Here is a 20,770-nt window from a genome sequence, read left to right on the forward strand (position 1 = left end):
CTCCTGTCGGCGGACCGGTCACCAGTCCACGGCAGCGCGCATCAGCCACTCGTGCGCCCGCGCGATGTGCGGGAGGCCGAGCGTGCCGGTCCTCGCGATGAGGAAGTACGTGCGGAGCGGCGGTACGGGGGGATCGAGCAGGGCGACGACCTCGCCCCGCTCCAGCGCGTTCTCGCAGAGATAGCGGGGCAGCACCGCGAGACCCGTGCCGGCCGCGGCGCATTCCAGCACCGCGCGCAGGTCGGGAACGATGACCGCGGCGGACGCCGCGGGGCGGCTGTCGAACACGGACGCCCAGTAGCGCGAGACCAGGGGAAGGCTCTCGTGCACTTCGACGACGGGCAGCTGCTCCAGAAGAACGGGTCCCTTGTGCTTCAGTGCTCCCGGCCCCAGGCGCCCGGCCCAGCGTGGTGCCGCGATCAGCACGTGCTCCTCGTCGCAGAGCGTCGTGGAGGTCAGCGGACCGCCTCGCGGGCGCGCCGTGGTGATGGCCAGGTCGTGGTGCCCGGCGGCCAGGCCCTCCAGCGCGTCCTCGGCGTCGGCGAGGAACGTGCCGCGCAACGCGAGCCCTTGTGCGACCAGGGGCGCCAGGGCGGGCATGGCGCGCAGCGAGGTGAACTCGGGAGGCCCTGCCAGGTGCAGCGTCCCCAGGCCCGACTCGTCGTCCAGGCCGGCTTCGACTATGTCGACCAGTGCGTCCAGGTGCGGAGCGGCCCGGTGGGCGAGTTCGTCGCCCACGGTGGTCGGGGTGACGCCGCGCGCCTTGCGCAGGAAGAGGGGGCGGCCCAGTTGCCGTTCGAGCGTGCGGATCTGCGAGGTGACGGCGGGCTGGGACAGGCCGAGCAGCGACGCGGCCCTCGTGAACGAACCGGCCCGGTGCACCGTGACGAACGTGCGCAGCAGTGCCAGGTCCATGCCCGCCCCCTCACCCGTTCCGTCCGTCCGACCGCCACCACTATAAATATGTCGATAGGTCGCTGCCGCTACTGTGATTGGACACTGACGCACAGTCAACTAGCCTTGTCGAAGCGGTTCTTCCTGAAGGAACCGGGGCGGTCCGAGTCACGAGGGGGGAGACTCGGACCGCTCGTCCTCAGCAGGACCGGTCCGGTGGACGGGGACGCCCAGTCCCGGGCCGGTCCTGTCGGGCCATCGGCGGGCGGTCAGTGAGCCGCGACGTCCAGCGCGTTCTCGACGTCGGCGAGGAGATCCGCGGGGTCCTCGGCGCCGACGGAGAACCGCACGAAGCCGGCGGCCACGGCGTCCCCGCCCCAGCGGGCCCTGCGCTCGGCCGTGGAGCGGACGCCCCCGAAGCTGGTCGCGTCGTCGACCAGCCGCAGCGCGGCCAGGAAGCGCTCCGCGGTCTGTTCGTCCGCCAGCTCGAAGGAGACGACCGATCCGAAACGCCGCATCTGCCGCACGGCGGTCGGGTAGGACGGGTCACCGGGGAGCCCGGGGTAGCGCAGTCCCGTCACGTCCGTGCGCTCTGAGAGCGCCTGGGCCAAGGTGAGAGCTGTCGCGCACTGGCGGTCGATCCGCAGCTGCAGCGTCGCCAGGGAGCGGTGGGCGAGCCAGGCCTCCATCGGACCGGGGATCGCGCCGACCACCTTGCGCCAGCGCCGCACCTCGGCGGCCAGGCCCGGGTCCCGGCAGGTCACGTGGCCGAGCAGGATGTCCCCGTGACCGGTCATGCCCTTCGTGTCGCTGGCCACCGAGAAGTCCGCCCCCAGTTCGAGGGGGCGCTGCCCCAGAGGCGTCGCGAGTGTGTTGTCGACGGCCACCAGCACTCCCGCCGCGTGGGCCGCTTCCACCAGTCTGCGCACGTCACAGACGTCGAGGCCCGGGTTGGACGGCGTCTCGATCCACAGCAGCTTCGCGCCCTGGAGGATCTCCAGCTGGGCGTCACCGCCGGTCGGCGCCGTCCGGACCTCGACGCCGTACGCCTCGAGCTGTTCCCTCACCAGGGGGAGTGCCTGGTAGCCGTCGTCGGGCAGGACCACCACGTCTCCCGTGCGCGCCTGGGACAGCAGTACCGCCGAGACGGCGGCCATGCCCGAGGCGAAGACCGTGGTCTCGACCTGCTCCCCCGGGGCCTCCAGCTCGCCGATGGCCCGCTCGAGGTGGGTCCAGGTCGGGTTCGTGTCCCGGCCGTACGTGTAGGCCCCGACGGGCTCGCCGGACAGGTGGAAGTGCGCGGCGAAGACGGGACCCGGAAGTGTGGGCTCGTACTGCTCCGGTTCGGGCAGGCCCGCTCGTACGGCGCGTGTCCCGTCGCCCATGGTGCTCATGTTCGTTCCCTCGTCTCTCCCTGGTGTCCACCGGTCCGCTCCGACTGTGCCATCAGGCGCGAACTCAGTCCTCGTCGGGGAGGACGACGTTCAGCGCCCACGACACGACCGAGATGATCAGGCCGCCCAGGACGGCGGTCCAGAAGCCTTCGACATGGAAGTTCAGGTCGACGACGCCGGCCAGCCATGAGGTCAGCATCAGCATGAGGGCGTTGACGACCAGAGTGATCAGCCCGAGCGTGAGGATGAACAGGGGCAGGGTGAGCAGCTTCACCACCGGCTTGACGACGAAGTTCACCAGGCCGAAGAGCAGGGCCACGAGTATCAGGGCGAGCACTTCGCGCCCGGTGTCGTCGCCGGTCAGCGTGATGTCGTGGACCAGCCAGATGGCCACCGCCAGCGCACCCGCGTTGGCGATCGTCTTGACTACGAAATTCTTCATGTGTCTGATCGTGGCAGACGTGATCGGTGCCGGGCACCGACAGGACAGACGAGTACGGGCACGAGGGGCGGACGCACGATGAAGGCATTCAGGCTGGACGAGCTGGAGGCGGAGCGTGCCGCCAACGACGGTGCCTACCTGCAGTTCGTCCGGGAACGCAACATGTCCGTCGGTCTGTACGCGCTCGACGCGGGGGCGCTCGACCCCCAGCAGCCGCACGAACAGGACGAGGTGTACCTCGTCGTGAGCGGCCGCGCCTCGATCACGGTCGGCGTGGAGACGACACAGGTGGGCAGGGGGAGCGTGGTGTACGTGCCGGCGGGGACGGCCCACAGGTTCCACCACATCACGGAGGACCTCCGCGTGATGGTGGTCTTCTCGCCTCCGGAGGGGTGACCCCTGTCGTTCGCGCCTCCGGAGAGGTGCCCCCCGGAAGCCAGAGCGGCGGCTCTGTTCCGCAGCGCTCCCCGCCGCCTCCCCTCAGGGAGCGGCGTCCCGCGGCCGCCTCGATTCCCTAGGGGATCGTTCAGGGGACTCCAAGGGCTCCCGGCCCCCCGCCGGTGCCCCCGGCGCCTCTAGCATCGAGGCAGGAACTCACGGAGACGAGGTAGCGGCGATGGCGGTGCGGGAGATTTTCGCGGGGATGCCCTGGTGGGTGAAGTGGGTCGCGGTGCCTCTGATCGCGATCGTCGTGTTCGGCGGCCTGATCGCCAGCGTGATCGGATTCGTCATCGGTCTGCTGTTCAAGGCGCTGGTCTTCGTCGTCCTGGTGGGCGGCCTGATCTTCGTCGTGCGGAAGTTCATGGCCTCGTCCTCGCGCAGCGACTGGTAGGAGGACCGCGGCGGCCGGCCGGTGCGGCAGCCGGACCCCGGCCCACCGGCGGTCCGGGGGGGCGGACGGGCGGCCACGGGCCGGGCATTAGCCCAGCGGAGCTAAGTCCGGGACGAAAACCTTCCCGTGGCAGATCGTGCCGATACAGTGACGTACCGCTGCCGCCAGCTGGGAAATGACGGCTCGTCACCATCCTGCCCAGTGGTTTGTGCGACCGTCCCGGTCCTCAGGACCCCAGTTTCGCGGCAGGCCCGTGGGGGCGGCCCCCATGGGAGGGCTGACAGCCCGTCACCATGCCTGGGGGCGACCTGTGACCACGGCATCGAGCACCGCTGTTCCGACGTTGATCGGTTCGGTCCAGCGGGCGTTGCGACTTATGGAGGCTGTGGGCACCCACCGGGACGGGGCGCCGGCCAAGCAGCTCGCCCGGGAGGCCGGTCTTCCCCTCCCCACGGCCTACCACCTGCTGCGCACCCTTACCCATGAGGGTTATCTCCGCCGGGAGAACGGTGTCTTCCTCTTCGGTGCGGCCGCCGAGCGGCTGGGCGGTGGGCCCGCCACCCCGCGTCCCGGGGTGATCGTCGACTCCCTCGCGCACTGGGCGGAGGTCGTCGGCGCACCGGTGTACTGCGCGTTGTACCGGGAGGGTGAGATCGAGATGATCGCGGTCGCCGACTCGCCCGCGGCGCCCGCGGTGCGGGAGTGGGTCGCGTTCCGCGAGGCGGGTCACGCCCACGCGATCGGGCAGTGCCTGCTGGGCCAGCTCGACGAGCGCGCGCGGGAGGATCATCTCGACCGGTATCCCGTCCGGCCGCTGACGCGTTACTCCGTGAGGGACCGTCAAACGCTTCTGGCCCGGCTCAGGGCGATGAAGCATTCGGAACCGGTCGTCGAACGCCAGGAGTACGCCATCGGAACGGTGTGCGCGGCCATCCCGATCACCGTCGGATCCGCCGTGGCGGCCATGGCTGTATCTCTCCCCTTGCAGCAAGAGGAACGGTTGCTCGCTGCAATCGAACAACTACGCTGCGAAGTGACCACCCTCTTGCGCTCGTTCGTGTTCTCTATCAGTATCTGAAAAATCACTCCTTGTGATCTGCTAGCGCGTGCACCACGATGGCGTCAATAGGGCCATGGGGGATCATTCCTGGCCAGATTCATCTACTGCGGGGTTGAACGATGCGCGAGTCGGTTCAAGCAGAGGTCATGATGAGCTTCCTCGTCTCCGAGGAGCTTTCCTTCCGTATTCCGGTGGAGCTCCGGTACGAGGTCAGCGATCCGTATGCGATCCGGATGACCTTCCACCTGCCCGGTGACGCCCCCGTCACCTGGGCGTTCGGCCGCGAGCTGCTGCTCGACGGTCTCAACAGCCCCAGCGGTGACGGCGACGTGCACATCGGCCCGACGGAGCCCGAAGGGCTCTCCGACGTACACATCCGGCTGCAGGTCGGCGCGGACCGCGCGCTGTTCCGGGCCGGCACGGCACCTCTTGTGGCCTTTCTGGACCGGACGGACAAGCTGGTGCCATTGGGACAGGAGCACACGCTGAGTGACTTCGACGGCAATCTGGAAGAGGCTCTGGGCCGCATCCTGGCCAAGGAACAGAACGCCGGCTGAGCCGGAGAGTCCGGCCGGCCATCGAACACCGACCACCGCGGACCACTGTCCGCGCCCCCGGATCACGCTTTGCGGCGTCGTCCTCTCCCGGTCCGCGCGGAAGCCGGAGCGCCGGCTTCCGCGAGCCCCGTGCGGTCCGCGGAGACCACCAGGGCCGCGAGCACCGTCGTCACCGGGACCGAGGCGACCAGCCCGATCGAACCGACCAGGGTGCGGACGATCTCCTCCGCGACCAGTTCGCTGTTGGCCACGGTGCCCACGCTGCTCTGGGCGATCGAGAAGAGCAGGAGGAGCGGAAGGGCCGCGCCCGCATAGGCGAGCACGAGGGTGTTGACGACCGAGGCGATGTGGTCGCGCCCGATCCTGATGCCCGCGCGGTAGAGCCGCCGGACGCCCATCGTCGGGTCGGCCTGGTGCAGTTCCCATACGGCGGACGTCTGCGTGACCGTCACGTCGTCGAGCACACCGAGCGAACCGATGATCACACCGGCCAGGAGCAGGCCGCTCATGTCGATGTCCGGGTACAGGCCGTGGATGAGGCCGGTGTTGTCGTCCGTGTTGCCGGACAGGTGCGCCCAGCCGATGAAGAGCGAGCCCAGCAGTCCGATCAGCACCAGTGAGATGAGGGTGCCGATGACGGCCACCGACGTACGGGCCGTCAGCCCGTGGCAGGTGTAGAGGGCGATCAGCATGATGGCGCTGGCCCCGATCACGGCGACGACGAGCGGATTCGAGCCCTGCAGGATCGCCGGCAGGATGAACAGCGTCAGCACGGCGAACGAGACGGCGAGCGCGATCAGCGCCATCAGCCCGCGCATTCTCCCCACCACGACCACGGCGAGAGCGAAGATCCCGGCGAGCAGGGCCATGGGGACCGTGCGGTCCACGTCCGTCACCGAGTACTGCAGATCGCGGGGCGCGTCGGGGGCGTAGGCCACGACCACGCCCTGGCCCTCCTCCAGCTGCCGGGTGGCGTCCGGCTGGATGACCTCGACGAACCTGCGGCCCTTGTCCTTGCCGGTCGTCACCTCGACCGTGGCCTTCTTGCACTGCCCCGACTGCTCGTTGACGGCCTCCCGCCCCGAGGGCGTCGAGGTGTCCCCGGTCGGCGGGACCTGCGAGGCGTTGACGTCCGCGCAGTCGACCCTGTCGACCTGGACGACCCTGCCCTCCTGGGTCTGCCGGTCGAAGCCGACTCCCGTGCGTTCGTGGGCAGGTGCGCCGCCCGGCCAGAACGCGACGAGGCCGACGAGCACGGCCGTGGCGAAGGGAATCACCACGGCGGCGATGACCTTGCGCAGGTGCTTCGAGACGGGCGCGGCGGGGCCGTGGCTGTGCGTATGGGCGTGGGCATGACTCTGCGTGCTGCCTGACGCGGGGCCGTGCGGATCGGGAGCGCTTCCGAGGGACGTCACACCCCGATCATCCCAAGAACGGAGGAGGCCCTCTGGCCAGCACGCCAGCAGGGCCGCTAGCGTGGAGCCGAATTTGCACACGCGGGAGCTCGGAGCACCGGGCTGAGAGGGCGCTGACCTCCGTACATCCGTACGGGACGGCTGCGCCGACCGCCGAACCTGTTACCGGGTAATGCCGGCGTAGGGAGTAGGTCTGATGACCACAGCGGACGCACGCACGCCTGCCTCGGAGCGGAACGCGCAGCAGGCGCGGAGCACCGAGGCCGGGAAGTCCATCGGCTGGCACAAGGGATACGTCCAGGGCTCGCGCCCGGACCTCCGGGTGCCGGTCCGTCAGGTGCACCTCACCAACGGCAAGGACGTGACGCTGTACGACACGTCCGGGCCGTACACCGACCCCACCACCGAGACCGACGTCCGCCGCGGGCTCTCCCCCCTCCGGGAGAACTGGATCATCGCGCGCGGAGACACCGAGGAGTACGCGGGCCGCCCCGCGCGCCCCGAGGACGACGGACTGAAGCACACGTCACCACGTGGTGGCCTGCGGAACCTGGACGCGGTCTTCCCCGGCCGCCCGCGCCAGCCCCGGCGGAGCCGCGACGGCAGTCCGGTCACGCAACTCGCCTATGCCCGCAGGGGCGAGATCACCCCGGAGATGGAGTACGTCGCGATCCGCGAGAACGTCGCCCCCGAGGTGGTACGGGACGAGATCGCGGCGGGCCGGGCGGTGCTGCCGGCCAACGTCAACCATCCGGAGATCGAGCCGATGATCATCGGCAAGCGCTTCCTCGTGAAGGTCAACGCCAACATCGGCAACTCCGCGGTCACCTCCTCCATCGAGGAGGAGGTGGACAAGATGACCTGGGCCACGAAGTGGGGCGCCGACACGGTCATGGACCTCTCCACCGGGCGGAACATCCACACGACCCGCGAGTGGGTGCTGCGCAACTCCCCCGTCCCGATCGGCACCGTCCCGCTGTACCAGGCCCTGGAGAAGGTGGACGGCCGGGCCGAGGAACTGACCTGGGAGATCTACAAGGACACGGTCATCGAGCAGGCCGAGCAGGGCGTCGACTACATGACCGTGCACGCCGGTGTCCGGCTGCCGTACGTCCCCCTGACGGCCCGCCGCAAGACCGGCATCGTCTCCCGCGGTGGCTCGATCATGGCCGCGTGGTGCCTGGCGCACCACAAGGAGTCGTTCCTCTACGAGCACTTCGAGGACCTCTGCGAGATCCTCGCGGCGTACGACGTGACGTACTCGCTCGGCGACGGCCTGCGCCCCGGGTCCATCGCCGACGCCAACGACGAGGCGCAGTTCGCCGAGCTCCGGACGCTGGGCGAACTGAACACCGTCGCCAAGCGGTTCGGTGTGCAGACCATGATCGAGGGCCCGGGGCACGTCCCGATGCACAAGATCAAGGAGAACATCGACCTCCAGCAGGAGATCTGCGAGGAGGCCCCGTTCTACACGCTCGGCCCGCTGACCACCGATGTCGCGCCGGCGTACGACCACATCACCTCGGGCATCGGGGCCGCGATGATCGCGTGGTGGGGGACGGCGATGCTCTGCTACGTCACGCCCAAGGAACACCTGGGGCTGCCGAACCGGGACGACGTGAAGACCGGCGTCATCACCTACAAGATCGCCGCGCACGCGGCGGACCTGGCCAAGGGGCATCCGGGGGCCCAGGAGTGGGACGACGCGCTGTCGGACGCCCGCTTCGAGTTCCGCTGGGAGGACCAGTTCAACCTGGCCCTCGACCCCGACACGGCACGGGAGTTCCACGACGAGACGCTGCCGGCCGAGCCCGCGAAGACCGCCCACTTCTGCTCGATGTGCGGTCCCAAGTTCTGCTCGATGAAGATCTCGCACGACATCCGGCGCGAACACGGGGACCAGCAGGCCGAGATCGAGGCGGGCATGGCGGAGAAGTCCAAGGAGTTCGCCGCCGCCGGCAACAGGGTCTATCTGCCCCTCGCGGACTGAGCCGGGACCCATCCCGCGGGCTTCCCGGCGGGTGGGTTCTCCGGTGATTCGGCGGCGTCGTCCTGGGTCGTTCCGGTCCCTCGACGGCGCCGCCGAGCCGCGTCTCGCCGTGTGCGTTAGGTGGCGATAGCTGTCTGTGTGGCCTATTTGTTTCGCTTGAACCCCAACTGACGCTGTTTCATCAGGTGTTCGGAGTCGATAAGGACACGGTAATGCAGCAGCTGGATGTACGTTTCGGCGGCGGTCTGCCTGTGCTTGACCGTGTCCTTATCTGTGCCTTACCTTCCGCTGTGCTTGGCCGAAAAAGTGTGCGTCCCAACGGGGGGCGCCAGGGGAGGGAATGCACCATGAGCTGGTACCTGGCTGTACTCAAGAACTACGCGGGCTTCAGCGGACGGGCGCGCCGCAAGGAGTACTGGATGTTCGCCCTGTTCCACATCATCGTGGCGCTGGTCCTCGTAGGGCTCGGCGCGGTGATCGACTCGCAGATCCCGTACCTCATCTACATCGTTGCGTTGATCATCCCGACCCTGGCCGTCACCGTGCGCCGTCTGCACGACACGGGCCGCTCCGGCTGGTGGTTCCTGATCTCGTTCGTCCCGCTGGTGGGCGGCATCGTCCTGCTCGTCTTCACCTGCCTCGAGGGTGTGCGTGACGTCAACGAGTACGGCGCCGACCCGAAGCTGGCCCCGCAGGCCGTCTGAGCTTCGCGGACAGCGGGGTAGTGCCGGTTGATCCGGGCACACCCGCGCAGCAGATGTGGAGAGGCCGGGGCGGCAGCGAGCCGCCCCGGCCTCTGCCGTGTGCGGCCCCGGTGGCTTGTCGGAGCGGCCGGGGAACCGGATCACTCCGGCTGGTGTTCGGGGCCGCCGAAGTCGGGGCTGGTGAAGTCCGGGCTCGTGAACGTGGGGCGCGGACCGGCGGAGGGGCCGTCCTCGGGTCCGGTGAAGTCCGGCCTGCTGTAGCCGATCTTCGGCATGCGGTGGGCCGAGCGGTGCGGGGTGCGGGAGGCCGGCCCGGCGGTCGGGTCGGCCAGCGCGTCCCGCAGGAAGGGGAGGATGCCGCGCTCCAGCAGGGCGTGGCGCCATGCCTCCCTGGCCCGCGCCACCTCCTCGGGCAGCTCCTCCTCCTCGTCGTCCACGGCGGGCAGTGCGGTCGCGCCGTTGCGCAGCGCGGTGACCAGCAGGCCGATCGCGGCGACGAGGATGGCCGCGGCCGCGACGGCTGCGAAGAACCAGCCCGCCGTGACCATCGGACCGGCGACGGCCGCGGAGCTGACGGCCTTCAGGAGGTAGCCGATCAGCAGGAATATCAAGGCCGCCGTGCCCGCGAGGACCGGGGCGAGCGCCGCTATCACCGCGAGGGTCCCCGCGCCCTCGGGGTCGGCCCCGTCCGTGGCGGTGGTGAGGACGGTGTCGGCGTCCGCCGGGTCGGCGGGGCCGCGCAGCTCGCCGCGGACCTTGACGTAGTGGTCGTACTCGGTGGCGGCCGCGGTCGTGATCAGGGCTGTGGCGTTGAACGCCATGGTCCGGAGCTGTTCCGTGTTGAGGCGCTCGCCCACGCCGTCCAGATCGGGGCGTTCATGAGCGTGGCGCAGCGCGTCGGCGAGGATCCGCTCGTATTCGGGGCGGTCCTCGGCCAGCAGGTGCGGAGCGCTTTTCATCTGCATCCCCCGATGCTCCGTAGGCCCGACCGCCGCGTGGACCGGGCGAGCGGGCGAAAACGGAGGAGAGCCTGCTACTGATACGCCGATGGTAGAGCGCATACGGCGTGCGGTGACAGAGGGTTTCCGGAAATAGCCCGGCCGCCGACGGTGTCGGGTGGTGACGCGCCGCCCCCGCGAAAGGTCATCCGCGCAGGGGGAGTTGCACGACCAGCAGCCTTCCGGCCATGGTCACCCCGCCGTCCATGGCGATGGCCAGGCCCTCGGCGTAGACGTGCGGCCCGTCGATCACCGGGCGGGGTGCCTCCTCGCCGTCCTCGGACCCGACCTCGCCGAGCAGGTACGGGATGGGGCTGTGACCGTGGACGACGCGCTGGCCGCCGTAGGTCGTCATGAGTTCCCGGACGGCCTGTGCGCCGCCCTCGTCGCGGAAGGCGAAGCGCTTGGTCAGCTTGCGGAAGAGGTCCCAGCACTCGTCCGCGTCGTTCCGCGTGAGGATGGCGTGGACGGTGTCGTTGACGTCCTCGATGGTGGAGCCGTAGTCGAGGTAGGCCGTGGTGTCGGAGTGCATCAGCAGGTGCCCGTCCTCCTCGACGACCGCGTCGAGCCGGGCCATCCACTGGAGATGGACGTCCTGGAGCCGCTCCATGTCCGTCTTCTGGCCGCCGTTGAGCAGCCAGGCGGCCTGGAACGTCGCGGTGCCGGCGCCGGAGTTCACGGGGGTGTCGCCGAACTTCTTCGCGCCGAGCAGGAGCAGCTCGTGGTTGCCCATGAGGGCCTTGCAGTAACCACCCGCCGCCGCGGCCTCCGCCGAGAGGCGCATGACGAGGTCGATGACACCGATTCCGTCGGGACCGCGGTCGGTGAAGTCGCCGAGGAACCACAGCCTGGCGTTGCCCGCCGCCCACCGGCCCTCGGCGTCGATCAGACCCTGCTCGCCCAGAGCGGCCACGAGCTCGTCGAGGTAGCCGTGGACGTCGCCGACGACGAACAGGGGGCCGAGCTCCGCCTCCGCGGTCCGACGGGCGTCCGGGACGGCCTGGCCCTGGAGGGTGTCGCCACGGGTGATCACGGGAAGATCGCGCTCGGTCGGGGTGTACCCCTCCGGCGGTTCGTCGCCCACCACGGCGTTTCCGGGATGCGGGGCAGGCGCCTGCGCCTGTGCATACGGCGGTACGCGGAAGTCGCGCAACGTCGCTGTCCGCACCACGGGTTCCTGACCGGCCCCCTGAGTCATCGACCCCTCCACCACCGTCGCGCCGCCGTACACCTGACGGGCCCTGCCTGGTAGAGGTGGTCCGCGGTGTCGTGCGCCCATCATAGGAATGCGGATCGTGCTCTGTGACGCACCAGGGGTGGTGAATCCGGACGCACTCGCGGTTCACCGACCATTTGGTCCGGATTAATCCGATCAGTCCCCGGCGGGTGAGCGCGGAGGGCTGACCGTGGTGCGGGGCGGCCGCCGTTGCGAGGAGGTCCGGACGATGAGTTCCGTCGGTATCACCTGCTCCACCGGGCCGTCGTGCTCGACCCCTTCGATGGCGTCGATGAGGAGCTGGACGACCGCCGTTCCGATCCTGCGGGGCTTCAGGGAGAGCGTGGTGATGGGCGGCTCGGTCGAGGCGTACACGGTGGACTCGCTGCAGCACACCAGCAGGAGGTCCTCGGGGACGCGCAGCCCGTAGCGGCGTGCTGCGGCGAGCAGGTCGGTCCCGTTGGGGTCGAAGAGCCCGTAGACGGCGTCGGGCCGGTCGGGGCGGGCCAGGAGGCGGTCGGCGGCGACGGCTCCGGCGCACGGGTCGTGGGCCGGGTAGGACTCGTAGACCGGATCCTGCCCGACGCGCTCGCACCAGTGGAGGTACGCGGTGGTGGACAACCGGGTGTAGGTGTCGGTCGTCGTACCGGTGAGCAGGCCGATGCGGCGGGCTCCGGCGGCCGCGAGGTGGTCGAGGAGGTCGAGGACGGCGGCCCGGTGGTCGTTGTCGACCCAGGCCGTGACGGGGAGCGTTCCCGCCGGGCGGCCGTCCGAGACGACGGGCAGGCCCTGGCGCACGAGTTCGGTGACCACCGGGTCCTGGTCGGAGGGGTCGATGACGACCGTGCCGTCCAGCGCGACGTTCGACCACACGTCGTGGCGTGAGGTCGCCGGCAGGATCACCAGCGCGTAGCCGCGGGCGAGCGCGGCCGACGTCGCGGCCCTGGCCATCTCCGCAAAGTACGCGAATTCGGTGAAGGTGAAAGGTTCATCCCCGTACGTGGTCACGGTCAGACCGATGAGCCCGGACCTGCCGGTACGGAGGGTGCGGGCCGCGGCCGACGGGCGGTAGCCCAGCCGTTCGGCGACCTCGCGGACATGGCGGCGGGTGGCATCCGGAAGCCTGCCCTTGCCGTTGAGCGCGTCGGACACGGTCGTGATGGAGACTCCGGCCGCCGCGGCTACGTCCCGGATACCCGCCCGTCCCGGTCGGCCGCTGCGCCGGGGCGTCTCTGTCCGGCTCACCTGGTGCTTCCCTGCTGCTGTCATGGCGAGCCGATAGTAGGGCTCGGACGCCGGGTTGGGCCGGTCGCATATGCACGCGTTGACAGGCACGTTTCTGCATGATCATAGGGCAGTAAATGCCTTGCTATGTAAGGGCGTTGGGGCTCGTTTAGTCGATGTGTCATGCATCGACGGGCATGAACCTGGCCAGTGGTCCAGGTCTCGAAGAGGTCTCAACTCACCTGTTCGAGGGATGCGCGCCACGGAGTGAGCGACGGGCGCGCGCCAGGTTGCCGAGTGCTCCCCCCTGCCGGCCGTGCCGGGAGCGGGTGGGGAGAGGGCGTCCCGTCGGGCTCGGAGAAATCCCTTCCGGGCCATTCGCACGGATGCCCAATCCTCATAAGGTGAGCAGTATTGATGTGTACGGACGGTCGAGGAGGACCTGCGGTGAGCGAGACGAGCCCCAAGCTGCGCGCCGAGCTGGACGGCGTCCCTGCGTATGTGCCGGGCAAGCCGGCGGCCGCCGACGGACCGGTCGCCTTCAAGCTGTCCTCCAACGAGAACCCCTATCCGCCGCTGCCCGGAGTGATGGAGTCGGTGCTCGCGGCGGCCGCCGGTTTCAACAGGTACCCGGACATGGCGTGCACGCGCCTGATGGACGAGTTGGCCGACCGCCACGCCGTGCCGGTCTCGCACCTGGCCACCGGCACCGGTTCGGTGGGGGTCGCCCAGCAGCTGCTCCAGGCCACGTCGGGGCCGGGCGACGAGGTCATCTACGCCTGGCGCTCCTTCGAGGCGTACCCGATCATCACCCAGATCAGCGGCGCGACGTCGGTCAAGGTGCCGCTGACGGCCGGTGACGTGCACGACCTCGACGCCATGGCCGGCGCCGTCACCGACCGGACGCGGATGATCTTCGTGTGCAACCCGAACAACCCGACCGGCACCGTGGTGCGCAGGGCTGAGCTGGAACGATTCCTCGACCGGGTGCCGAGCGACGTGCTGGTGGTGCTCGACGAGGCGTACAAGGAGTTCATCCGGGACGTCGAGGTGCCGGACGGCATAGAGATCTACCGGGACCGGCCCAACGTCGCGGTGCTGCGGACCTTCTCCAAGGCCTACGGCCTCGCCGGCCTCCGGGTCGGCTTCGCCGTGGCCCACGAGCCGGTGGCGGCGGCGCTCCGCAAGACCGCGGTCCCGTTCGGTGTGAGCCAGGTCGCGCAGGACGCGGCGGTCGCCTCGCTGCGGGCCGAGGATGAGCTGCTGGACCGGGTCGGATCACTCGTGGGCGAGCGGTCCCGTGTGTACGACGGTCTCGTGCGGCAGGGCTGGACCGTCCCGGAGTCCCACGCCAACTTCGTCTGGCTGCGGCTCGGGGAGCGCACGCTCGACTTCGCGTCCGCGTGTGAGCGGGCGGGAGTGGCCGTGCGGCCCTTCGCCGGTGAGGGAGTGCGCGTCACGATCGGGGAGGCGGAGGCGAACGACGTCTTCCTGAAGGTGACGGAGTCCTACCGCTCCGAGTAGCGGCCGAACACTCGGCCCCGGTGGCCCCGCACCTCGACGATCGAGGTGCGGGGCCACCGGCGTCTCCCCCCGCTGTGCGGGGCCTGCCCGGAGCGGTGTCGTTGTCCGGTTTCGGCCGGTCCGGCCCGTGCGGCCGGAAACCACCCCCCGCGCGAAGCACTCGAAGATGTGTGCGCCATACTGGCTTGTGAATGTGAACGCGTTCACAAGCGCATCCCCTTTCCTCCCGTGATCGGGTGGATTCGGACCGAAGGACGGCTGTGATCGCGGCGACGTAAGGAGAAGCGGCGTGGACATGGCTCTGGCACCGGAGACTCTGGCGCGATGGCAGTTCGGGATCACCACCGTCTACCACTTCCTGTTCGTCCCCCTGACGATCTCTCTCGCGGCGCTCACGGCCGGCCTGCAGACCGCCTGGGTGCGCACGGACAACGAGAAGTACCTCAGGGCGACGAAGTTCTGGGGCAAGCTCTTCCTGATCAACATCGCGATGGGTGTGGTCACCGGCATCGTCCAGGAGTTCCAGTTCGGCATGAACTGGTCCGACTACTCGCGGTTCGTCGGTGACGTCTTCGGCGCTCCGCTGGCCTTCGAGGCGCTGATCGCCTTCTTCTTCGAGTCCACCTTCATCGGGCTGTGGATCTTCGGCTGGGACAAGCTGCCGAAGAAGATCCACCTCGCCTGCATATGGATGGTCTCCCTCGGTACCGTCCTGTCCACGTTCTTCATCCTGGCGGCCAACTCCTGGATGCAGCACCCCGTCGGCTACCGCATCAACAAGGAGCGCGGCCGCGCCGAACTCACCGACTTCTGGCACGTGCTCACGCAGAACACCGCGCTGGCCCAGTTCTTCCACACGATCACTGCGGCCTTCCTCGTCGGCGGCGCCTTCATGGTCGGCATCGCGGCCTTCCACCTGATGCGCAAGCGGCACATCCCCGTGATGCGCGCCTCGCTGCGGCTCGGACTGGTCACCGTGGTGATCGCCGGCCTGCTCACCGCCGTGAGCGGCGACGTGCTCGGCAAGGTGATGTTCAAGCAGCAGCCCATGAAGATGGCGGCGGCCGAAGCCCTGTGGGAGGGCCAGCACGGGGCGCCCTTCTCGCTCTTCGCGGTGGGCGACGTCGCCGAGGGGCACAACGACGTCGAGATCTCCATCCCCGGCGTCCTGTCCTTCCTCGCGGACGACACCTTCACCTCGTACGTCCCCGGCATCAACGACATCAACAAGGCCGAGCAGGAGAAGTACGGCCCGGGGGACTACCGGCCCAACATCCCGGTGGCCTTCTGGAGCTTCCGCTGGATGATCGGCTTCGGCATGGCCTCCTTCAGCCTCGGCCTGCTGGGCCTGTGGCTGACGCGCAAGCGGTTCATGCTCCCGGAGGCGCTGCGCACCGGAGAGGACGAGGTACCGAATCTGGTGCTCTTCAAGAACACGGTGCTGAGCCCGAAGTTCGCCCGGCTGTACTGGATCACCGCCCTGTGGACCATGCTCTTCCCGCTGATCGCCAACAGCTGGGGCTGGATCTTCACCGAGACGGGACGCCAGCCCTGGGTGGTCTACGGCGTGTTCCAGACCCGCGACGCGGTCTCCCCCGGTGTGTCGCAGGGCGAGGTCATCACCTCGCTGATCGTCTTCACGGCGCTCTACGCGGTCCTCGCCGTCGTCGAGGTGAAGTTGCTCCTGAAGTACGTCAAGGCCGGGCCGCCCGAGCTCACCGAGGCCGACCTCGACCCGCCCACCCGGATCGGCGGCCACGACCAGGACGCCGACCGGCCGATGGCCTTCTCCTACTGAGACCAAGCGGAGCTGAGAGATGGAACTCCACGACATCTGGTTCGTGCTCATAGCCGTCCTGTGGACCGGCTACTTCTTCCTGGAGGGATTCGACTTCGGCATCGGGGTCCTCACCAAGCTGCTGGCCCGCGACCGCAAGGAGCGCCGCGTCCTGATCAACACGATCGGGCCGGTCTGGGACGGGAACGAGGTCTGGCTGCTCAGCGCGGGCGGAGCGACCTTCGCGGCCTTCCCGGAGTGGTACGCCACGCTGTTCTCCGGCTTCTACCTGCCCCTCCTGGTCATCCTGCTCTGCCTGATCGTGCGGGGCGTGGCCTTCGAGTACCGGGCGAAGCGGCCTGAGGAACGCTGGCAGACCAACTGGGAGCACGCGATCTTCTGGACCTCGCTGATCCCGGCCGTGCTCTGGGGCGTGGCCTTCGGCAACATCGTCCGGGGCGTGAAGATCGATGCCGACATGGAGTACGTCGGCAACCTCTGGGACCTGCTCAACCCGTACGCCCTCCTGGGCGGCCTGGTCACGCTGTTCCTCTTCACCTTCCACGGGTCGGTGTTCGCCGCGCTCAAGACCGTCGGGGACATCCGCGCCCGGGCCCGCGGGCTGGCGCTCAAGCTGGGTCTCGCCACCGCGGTGCTCGCGCTGTGCTTCCTCGCGTGGACACAGGCGGACAACGGCAACGGCCGGAGCCTGATCGCGATGATCGTCGCCGTGGCGGCCCTGGTCGCCGGCATCGCCGCCATCGCGGCGGGACGGGAGGGCTGGTCCTTCGCCTTCTCCGGGGTGACCATCGCGGCCGCGGTGGCCATGCTCTTCCTGACGCTCTTCCCGAACGTCATGCCGTCGTCGCTGAACGACGCCTGGAGTCTGACGGTCACCAACGCCTCCTCCAGCCCGTACACGCTCAAGATCATGACCTGGTGTGCGGGGATCGCGACTCCCTTGGTGCTGCTGTACCAGGGCTGGACGTACTGGGTCTTCCGCAAGCGCATCGGTACGCACCACATCGCCGACGCGCACTGAACCGGTGCCCGCACCGCTGAAGCCGGTGCGGGCACCGGTTCCCGCCCCGCCCGTGCGCCGTACCCGCGCGGGCGCGCCGAACCCGTCGATGCCGACGGCATGAGCTCACTGGGGAGCTGTTTCACGTGAAACCGATCGACCCTCGCCTTCTCCGCTACGCCCGTGCCACCCGCTTCTTCCTGGCGGCCGTGGTGGCACTCGGACTGCTCGGAGCGGCCTTGGTGATCGCCCAGGCGATGCTTGTGGCCGAGGTGGTGGTGGGCGGTTTCGAGGACGTGCTGACGGCGGCCGGGCTCCGGACACCGCTGCTCCTGCTGGTCGCCGTCGCGCTGGGGCGGGCGCTCGTGGCCTGGTTGACCGAACTGGCCGCGCACCGGGCGAGCGCCGCGGTCAAGTCGGAGCTGCGGGGGCGGCTCATGGACCGGGCGACGGAACTGGGACCGGACTGGCTGGGCGGGCAGCGGACCGGTTCACTGGTGGCGCTGGCCACCCGGGGGGTCGACGCCCTCGACGACTACTTCTCGCGCTATCTCCCGCAGCTCGGGCTGGCGGTCGTGGTGCCGATGGCGGTTCTGGCCAGGATCGTCACCGAGGACTGGGTCTCGGCGGCGATCATCGTGGTGACCCTGCCCCTCATCCCCCTCTTCATGATTCTCATCGGATGGGCCACGCAGTCCCGCATGGACCGTCAGTGGCGGCTGCTGTCCAGGCTCTCCGGTCACTTCCTGGACGTGGTCGCCGGACTGCCGACGCTGAAGGTCTTCGGCCGGGCAAAGGCGCAGGCCGAGTCGATCCGCACGATCACGTCGCAGTACCGCACGGCGACGCTGAAGACCCTTCGGATCGCCTTCCTGTCCTCCTTCGCCCTGGAGCTGCTGGCCACTCTGTCCGTCGCGCTGGTGGCGGTGACGATCGGTATGCGGCTCGTCCACGGGGAACTCGACCTCTACACGGGGCTGGTCGTCCTCATCCTGGCTCCGGAGGCCTACCTGCCGATCCGGCAGGTAGGCGCGCAGTACCACGCGGCGGCGGAGGGGGTCTCGGCGGCGGAGGAGATCTTCGCGGTGCTGGAGACCGAGCCCGTGGCCGGTGGCACGCGGGATGTCCCGGTGTCGCTGCGGCTGGAGCTGGAGGAGGTGACGGTCCGGCACCCGGGCCGCACCGAGCCCTCGCTGGACGCCGCGTCGCTCGTCGTCGAGCCCGGGGAGACGGTCGCCCTCGTCGGTCCCAGCGGGGTCGGCAAGTCCACCCTCCTCAACGTCGTGCTCGGCTTCACGGAGCCCGACGAGGGCTCGGTGAAGGTCGGCGGAACCGACCTGAGGTCCCTCTCCGCGGAGCGCTGGCGTCGGCAGATCGCCTGGGTCCCGCAGCGGCCGCACCTGTTCGCGGGGACGATCGCCGAGAACGTACGGCTCGCCCGCCCGGACGCGGACGACGACGCGGTCACGGCGGCGCTGCGCGATGCGGGGGCCCACGACTTCGTGGAGGCACTGCCCGACGGCCGGGAGACGCTGCTGGGCGAGGACGGATCCGGACTCTCGGCGGGCCAGCGGCAACGACTCGCCCTGGCACGGGCGTTCCTCGCCGACCGGCCGCTGCTGCTGCTCGACGAGCCGACGGCGGGCCTGGACGGAGACACCGAGGCGGGCATCGTCGACGCGGTGCGAAGGCTGGCGGCGGGCCGCACCGTGCTGCTGGTCGTCCACCGGCCGGCGCTGCTCTCCGTCGCGGACCGCGTGGTGACACTGGCCCCGAGGCGGCGGCCGGCCGACGGGGGGCCGGGCCCGGGCAGCCTGCCGTCCGTCGCCGCCGCCTCCGCCGGTCCGCCCGCCGGGAGGGATGCTGAGCGACCGGGGGAGCCCGTCCTGCTGAGGGACACGGCGGCGACGGCCGGCGGCCGGGTGCTCGCCCGGGTGCGCGAGGCAGCCGGTTCCCAGTACCGGAAACTCGGCCTGGCCGCGCTGCTGGGCAGCCTCGCGGTGGGGTCGTCGGTCGGACTCATGGCTGTCTCCGGATGGCTGATCTCCCGTGCCTCAGAGCAGCCCCCCGTGCTCTATCTGATGGTCGCCGTCACCGCGACCCGGGCGTTCGGCATCGGCCGTGCCGTCTTCCGCTACGCCGAGCGGCTGGTCTCGCACGACGCCGTTCTCAGGATGCTCGCGGAGCTGCGGGTCGCCGTGTACCGCGGACTGGAGCGCGTCGCGCCCGCCGGGCTCCGGACGACCAGGCGGGGCGACCTGCTCTCCCGCCTGGTCGCCGACGTGGACACGCTGCAGGACTACTGGCTCCGCTGGCTGCTGCCGGTGGGCACCGCCCTCGCGGTGGGGGCCGCTGCCGTCGGGTTCACCGGGTGGCTGCTGCCCGGGGCGGGTGCCGTCCTCGCGGTGGGGCTGCTCCTCGCCGGTGTCGGCGTGCCGTGGCTGAGCGGTGCGTGCGCCAGGCGGGCCGAGCACCAACTGGCGCCCGCGCGTGCGGCACTGGCCGTCCGCGTCGCCGACCTGCTCGGCGGGACGGCGGAACTGGCCGTCGCGGGCGCGCTGCCCGGCCGCAGGCGGCAGGTGCGCGGCGCCGACGCTCTGCTCACCCGGATCGCCTCGCGGGCCGCGACCGCGACCGCGCTCGGCGGGGGGCTGTCGGCGCTGATCTGCGGACTGACCGTCGTGGCGTCGGCGGTCGTGGCGCTGCCCGCCGTCCACGACGGGCGCCTCGCGGGCGTCGAGCTCGCCGTCGTCGTCCTCACCCCGCTCGCCGCGTTCGAGGCGGTGGCGGGGCTGCCGCTCGCCGTGCAGTACCGCCGGCGGGTCGAGCGGAGCGCGGAGCGCGTCTTCGAGGTGCTGGACGCACCCGTGCCGGTCGACGAGCCCGTCGAACCCGCGGAGGCACCCGCGATCCCGTACCCGCTCGTGGTCCGGGGGCTGTCGGCCCGCTACCAGGGCGCGGAGCGCGATGCCCTGGATTCGGTCGGCCTGACGCTGCTCCCAGGGAAGCGGGTGGCGGTGGTGGGGCCGTCCGGTTCCGGGAAGACGACGCTCGCCCAGGTGCTGCTCCGCTTCCTGGACGCCCGGGAGGGGACGTACAGCCTCGGCGGGGTCGAGGCGACGGCGATGGACGGTGACACGGTGCGTACCTTCGTCGGACTGTGTGCGCAGGACGCCCATGTCTTCGACAGTTCCATCCGCGAGAACCTGCGGCTCGCCCGCCCCGGGGCGACGGACGGTCAGCTGCGGGACGCGCTCGCCGGGGCCCGGCTGCTGGACTGGGCCGATTCGCTCCCCGACGGCCTCGGCACACCGGTGGGCGAACACGGGGCGCGGCTCTCGGGAGGCCAGCGGCAACGGCTGGCCCTGGCCCGGGCCCTGCTCGCGGACTTTCCCGTACTCGTGCTCGACGAGCCCGCCGAGCACCTCGACCTGGAGACGGCGGACGCGCTGACGGCGGACCTGCTGACGGCGACCGAAGGACGCACGACCGTGCTCATCACGCACCGGCTGGCGGGTCTGGACAAGGTGGACGAGGTCCTGGTGCTGGACGCCGGGCAGGTGGTGCAGCAGGGCACCTACGCCGCCCTGGCCGCTCAGGACGGACCGCTGCGCCGCATGATCGCGCGCGAGGAGCAGCCGGTGGTGGCCGGGCCCGACCGGACGCGGACGCGGGACGCGGCATTCGTACGGAGTTGAGGGCCGCCCCCGCGCTCCGCCGAC

17 protein-coding genes are annotated in these 20,770 nt (G+C 70.2%); 10 read left to right on the forward strand and 7 right to left on the reverse strand.

Features of this window, described 5'->3' with window-relative positions; genetic code table 11:
- Positions 1–18: 18 nt before the first annotated feature.
- The 3 genes from OHT61_RS16370 to OHT61_RS16380 all read right to left on the reverse strand — a co-directional run bounded on the left by OHT61_RS16370 (position 19) and on the right by OHT61_RS16380 (position 2,730).
- Entirely contained in the window at positions 19–915 is an 897-nt protein-coding gene (locus OHT61_RS16370; RefSeq protein ID WP_329039170.1) for a LysR family transcriptional regulator, read from the reverse strand.
- A gap of 248 nt (positions 916–1,163) precedes the next feature.
- Positions 1,164–2,288, reverse strand: coding sequence for a cystathionine gamma-lyase (locus OHT61_RS16375; protein WP_329039172.1), 1,125 nt, complete (start codon positions 2,286–2,288; stop codon positions 1,164–1,166).
- A 64-nt stretch (positions 2,289–2,352) separates the two neighbouring features.
- Complete coding sequence (locus tag OHT61_RS16380; RefSeq protein ID WP_329039174.1) at positions 2,353–2,730, reverse strand: phage holin family protein; 378 nt, start codon at positions 2,728–2,730, stop codon at positions 2,353–2,355.
- A 78-nt stretch (positions 2,731–2,808) separates the two neighbouring features.
- Here OHT61_RS16380 and OHT61_RS16385 point away from each other — a divergent pair, with 78 nt between their 5' ends.
- The 4 genes from OHT61_RS16385 to OHT61_RS16400 all read left to right on the forward strand — a co-directional run bounded on the left by OHT61_RS16385 (position 2,809) and on the right by OHT61_RS16400 (position 5,179).
- Entirely contained in the window at positions 2,809–3,126 is a 318-nt protein-coding gene (locus OHT61_RS16385; protein WP_329039176.1) for a cupin domain-containing protein, read from the forward strand.
- A gap of 226 nt (positions 3,127–3,352) precedes the next feature.
- Positions 3,353–3,562, forward strand: coding sequence for a DUF5326 family protein (locus OHT61_RS16390; protein WP_327122296.1), 210 nt, complete (start codon positions 3,353–3,355; stop codon positions 3,560–3,562).
- Positions 3,563–3,872: 310 nt separating this feature from the next.
- Positions 3,873–4,640 carry an IclR family transcriptional regulator gene (locus OHT61_RS16395; protein ID WP_329039178.1) on the forward strand — a complete coding sequence of 256 codons (768 nt, stop codon included), beginning with the start codon at positions 3,873–3,875 and terminating at the stop codon, positions 4,638–4,640.
- 101 nt (positions 4,641–4,741) lie between these two features.
- Complete coding sequence (locus tag OHT61_RS16400; RefSeq protein ID WP_327116726.1) at positions 4,742–5,179, forward strand: SsgA family sporulation/cell division regulator; 438 nt, start codon at positions 4,742–4,744, stop codon at positions 5,177–5,179.
- Positions 5,180–5,241: 62 nt separating this feature from the next.
- On the opposite strand, the gene OHT61_RS16405 is transcribed toward OHT61_RS16400, so the two are convergent.
- The gene (locus OHT61_RS16405; protein WP_329039181.1) at positions 5,242–6,594 is read right to left on the reverse strand and encodes a YibE/F family protein; all 1,353 of its coding nucleotides are present in this window, start codon (positions 6,592–6,594) and stop codon (positions 5,242–5,244) included.
- Positions 6,595–6,790: 196 nt separating this feature from the next.
- On the opposite strand from OHT61_RS16405, the gene thiC reads away from it, so the two are divergent.
- Positions 6,791–8,584: a phosphomethylpyrimidine synthase ThiC gene (gene thiC, locus OHT61_RS16410; RefSeq protein WP_329039183.1), complete on the forward strand. Its 1,794-nt coding sequence runs from the start codon at positions 6,791–6,793 to the stop codon at positions 8,582–8,584.
- A 347-nt stretch (positions 8,585–8,931) separates the two neighbouring features.
- Positions 8,932–9,288, forward strand: a complete 357-nt coding sequence (locus OHT61_RS16415; RefSeq protein ID WP_329039184.1) for a DUF805 domain-containing protein — start codon at positions 8,932–8,934, stop codon at positions 9,286–9,288.
- A gap of 140 nt (positions 9,289–9,428) precedes the next feature.
- On the opposite strand, the gene OHT61_RS16420 is transcribed toward OHT61_RS16415, so the two are convergent.
- From OHT61_RS16420 to OHT61_RS16430, 3 genes are all read right to left on the reverse strand, one after another.
- Entirely contained in the window at positions 9,429–10,253 is an 825-nt protein-coding gene (locus OHT61_RS16420) for a hypothetical protein (protein WP_329039186.1), read from the reverse strand.
- 178 nt (positions 10,254–10,431) lie between these two features.
- Positions 10,432–11,484, reverse strand: a complete 1,053-nt coding sequence (locus tag OHT61_RS16425) for a metallophosphoesterase (RefSeq protein ID WP_329039188.1) — start codon at positions 11,482–11,484, stop codon at positions 10,432–10,434.
- 174 nt (positions 11,485–11,658) lie between these two features.
- A complete protein-coding gene (locus OHT61_RS16430) occupies positions 11,659–12,771 on the reverse strand; it encodes a LacI family DNA-binding transcriptional regulator (protein WP_329039190.1) in 1,113 nt (370 codons plus the stop codon).
- 402 nt (positions 12,772–13,173) lie between these two features.
- Between OHT61_RS16430 and hisC the strand changes: the two genes are divergently transcribed.
- From hisC to cydD, 4 genes are all read left to right on the forward strand, one after another.
- Positions 13,174–14,250: a histidinol-phosphate transaminase gene (gene hisC, locus OHT61_RS16435; protein WP_329039192.1), complete on the forward strand. Its 1,077-nt coding sequence runs from the start codon at positions 13,174–13,176 to the stop codon at positions 14,248–14,250.
- Positions 14,251–14,539: 289 nt separating this feature from the next.
- Positions 14,540–16,048, forward strand: a complete 1,509-nt coding sequence (locus OHT61_RS16440) for a cytochrome ubiquinol oxidase subunit I (protein WP_329039194.1) — start codon at positions 14,540–14,542, stop codon at positions 16,046–16,048.
- 19 nt (positions 16,049–16,067) lie between these two features.
- Entirely contained in the window at positions 16,068–17,069 is a 1,002-nt protein-coding gene (gene cydB / locus OHT61_RS16445) for a cytochrome d ubiquinol oxidase subunit II (RefSeq protein WP_329039196.1), read from the forward strand.
- Positions 17,070–17,194: 125 nt separating this feature from the next.
- On the forward strand, positions 17,195–20,746 hold the full coding sequence (cydD, locus tag OHT61_RS16450) for a thiol reductant ABC exporter subunit CydD (RefSeq protein WP_329039198.1): 3,552 nt from the start codon (positions 17,195–17,197) through the stop codon (positions 20,744–20,746).
- Positions 20,747–20,770: the final 24 nt, after the last annotated feature.

Source organism: Streptomyces sp. NBC_00178, from assembly GCF_036206005.1.
Lineage (GTDB): Bacteria > Actinomycetota > Actinomycetes > Streptomycetales > Streptomycetaceae > Streptomyces.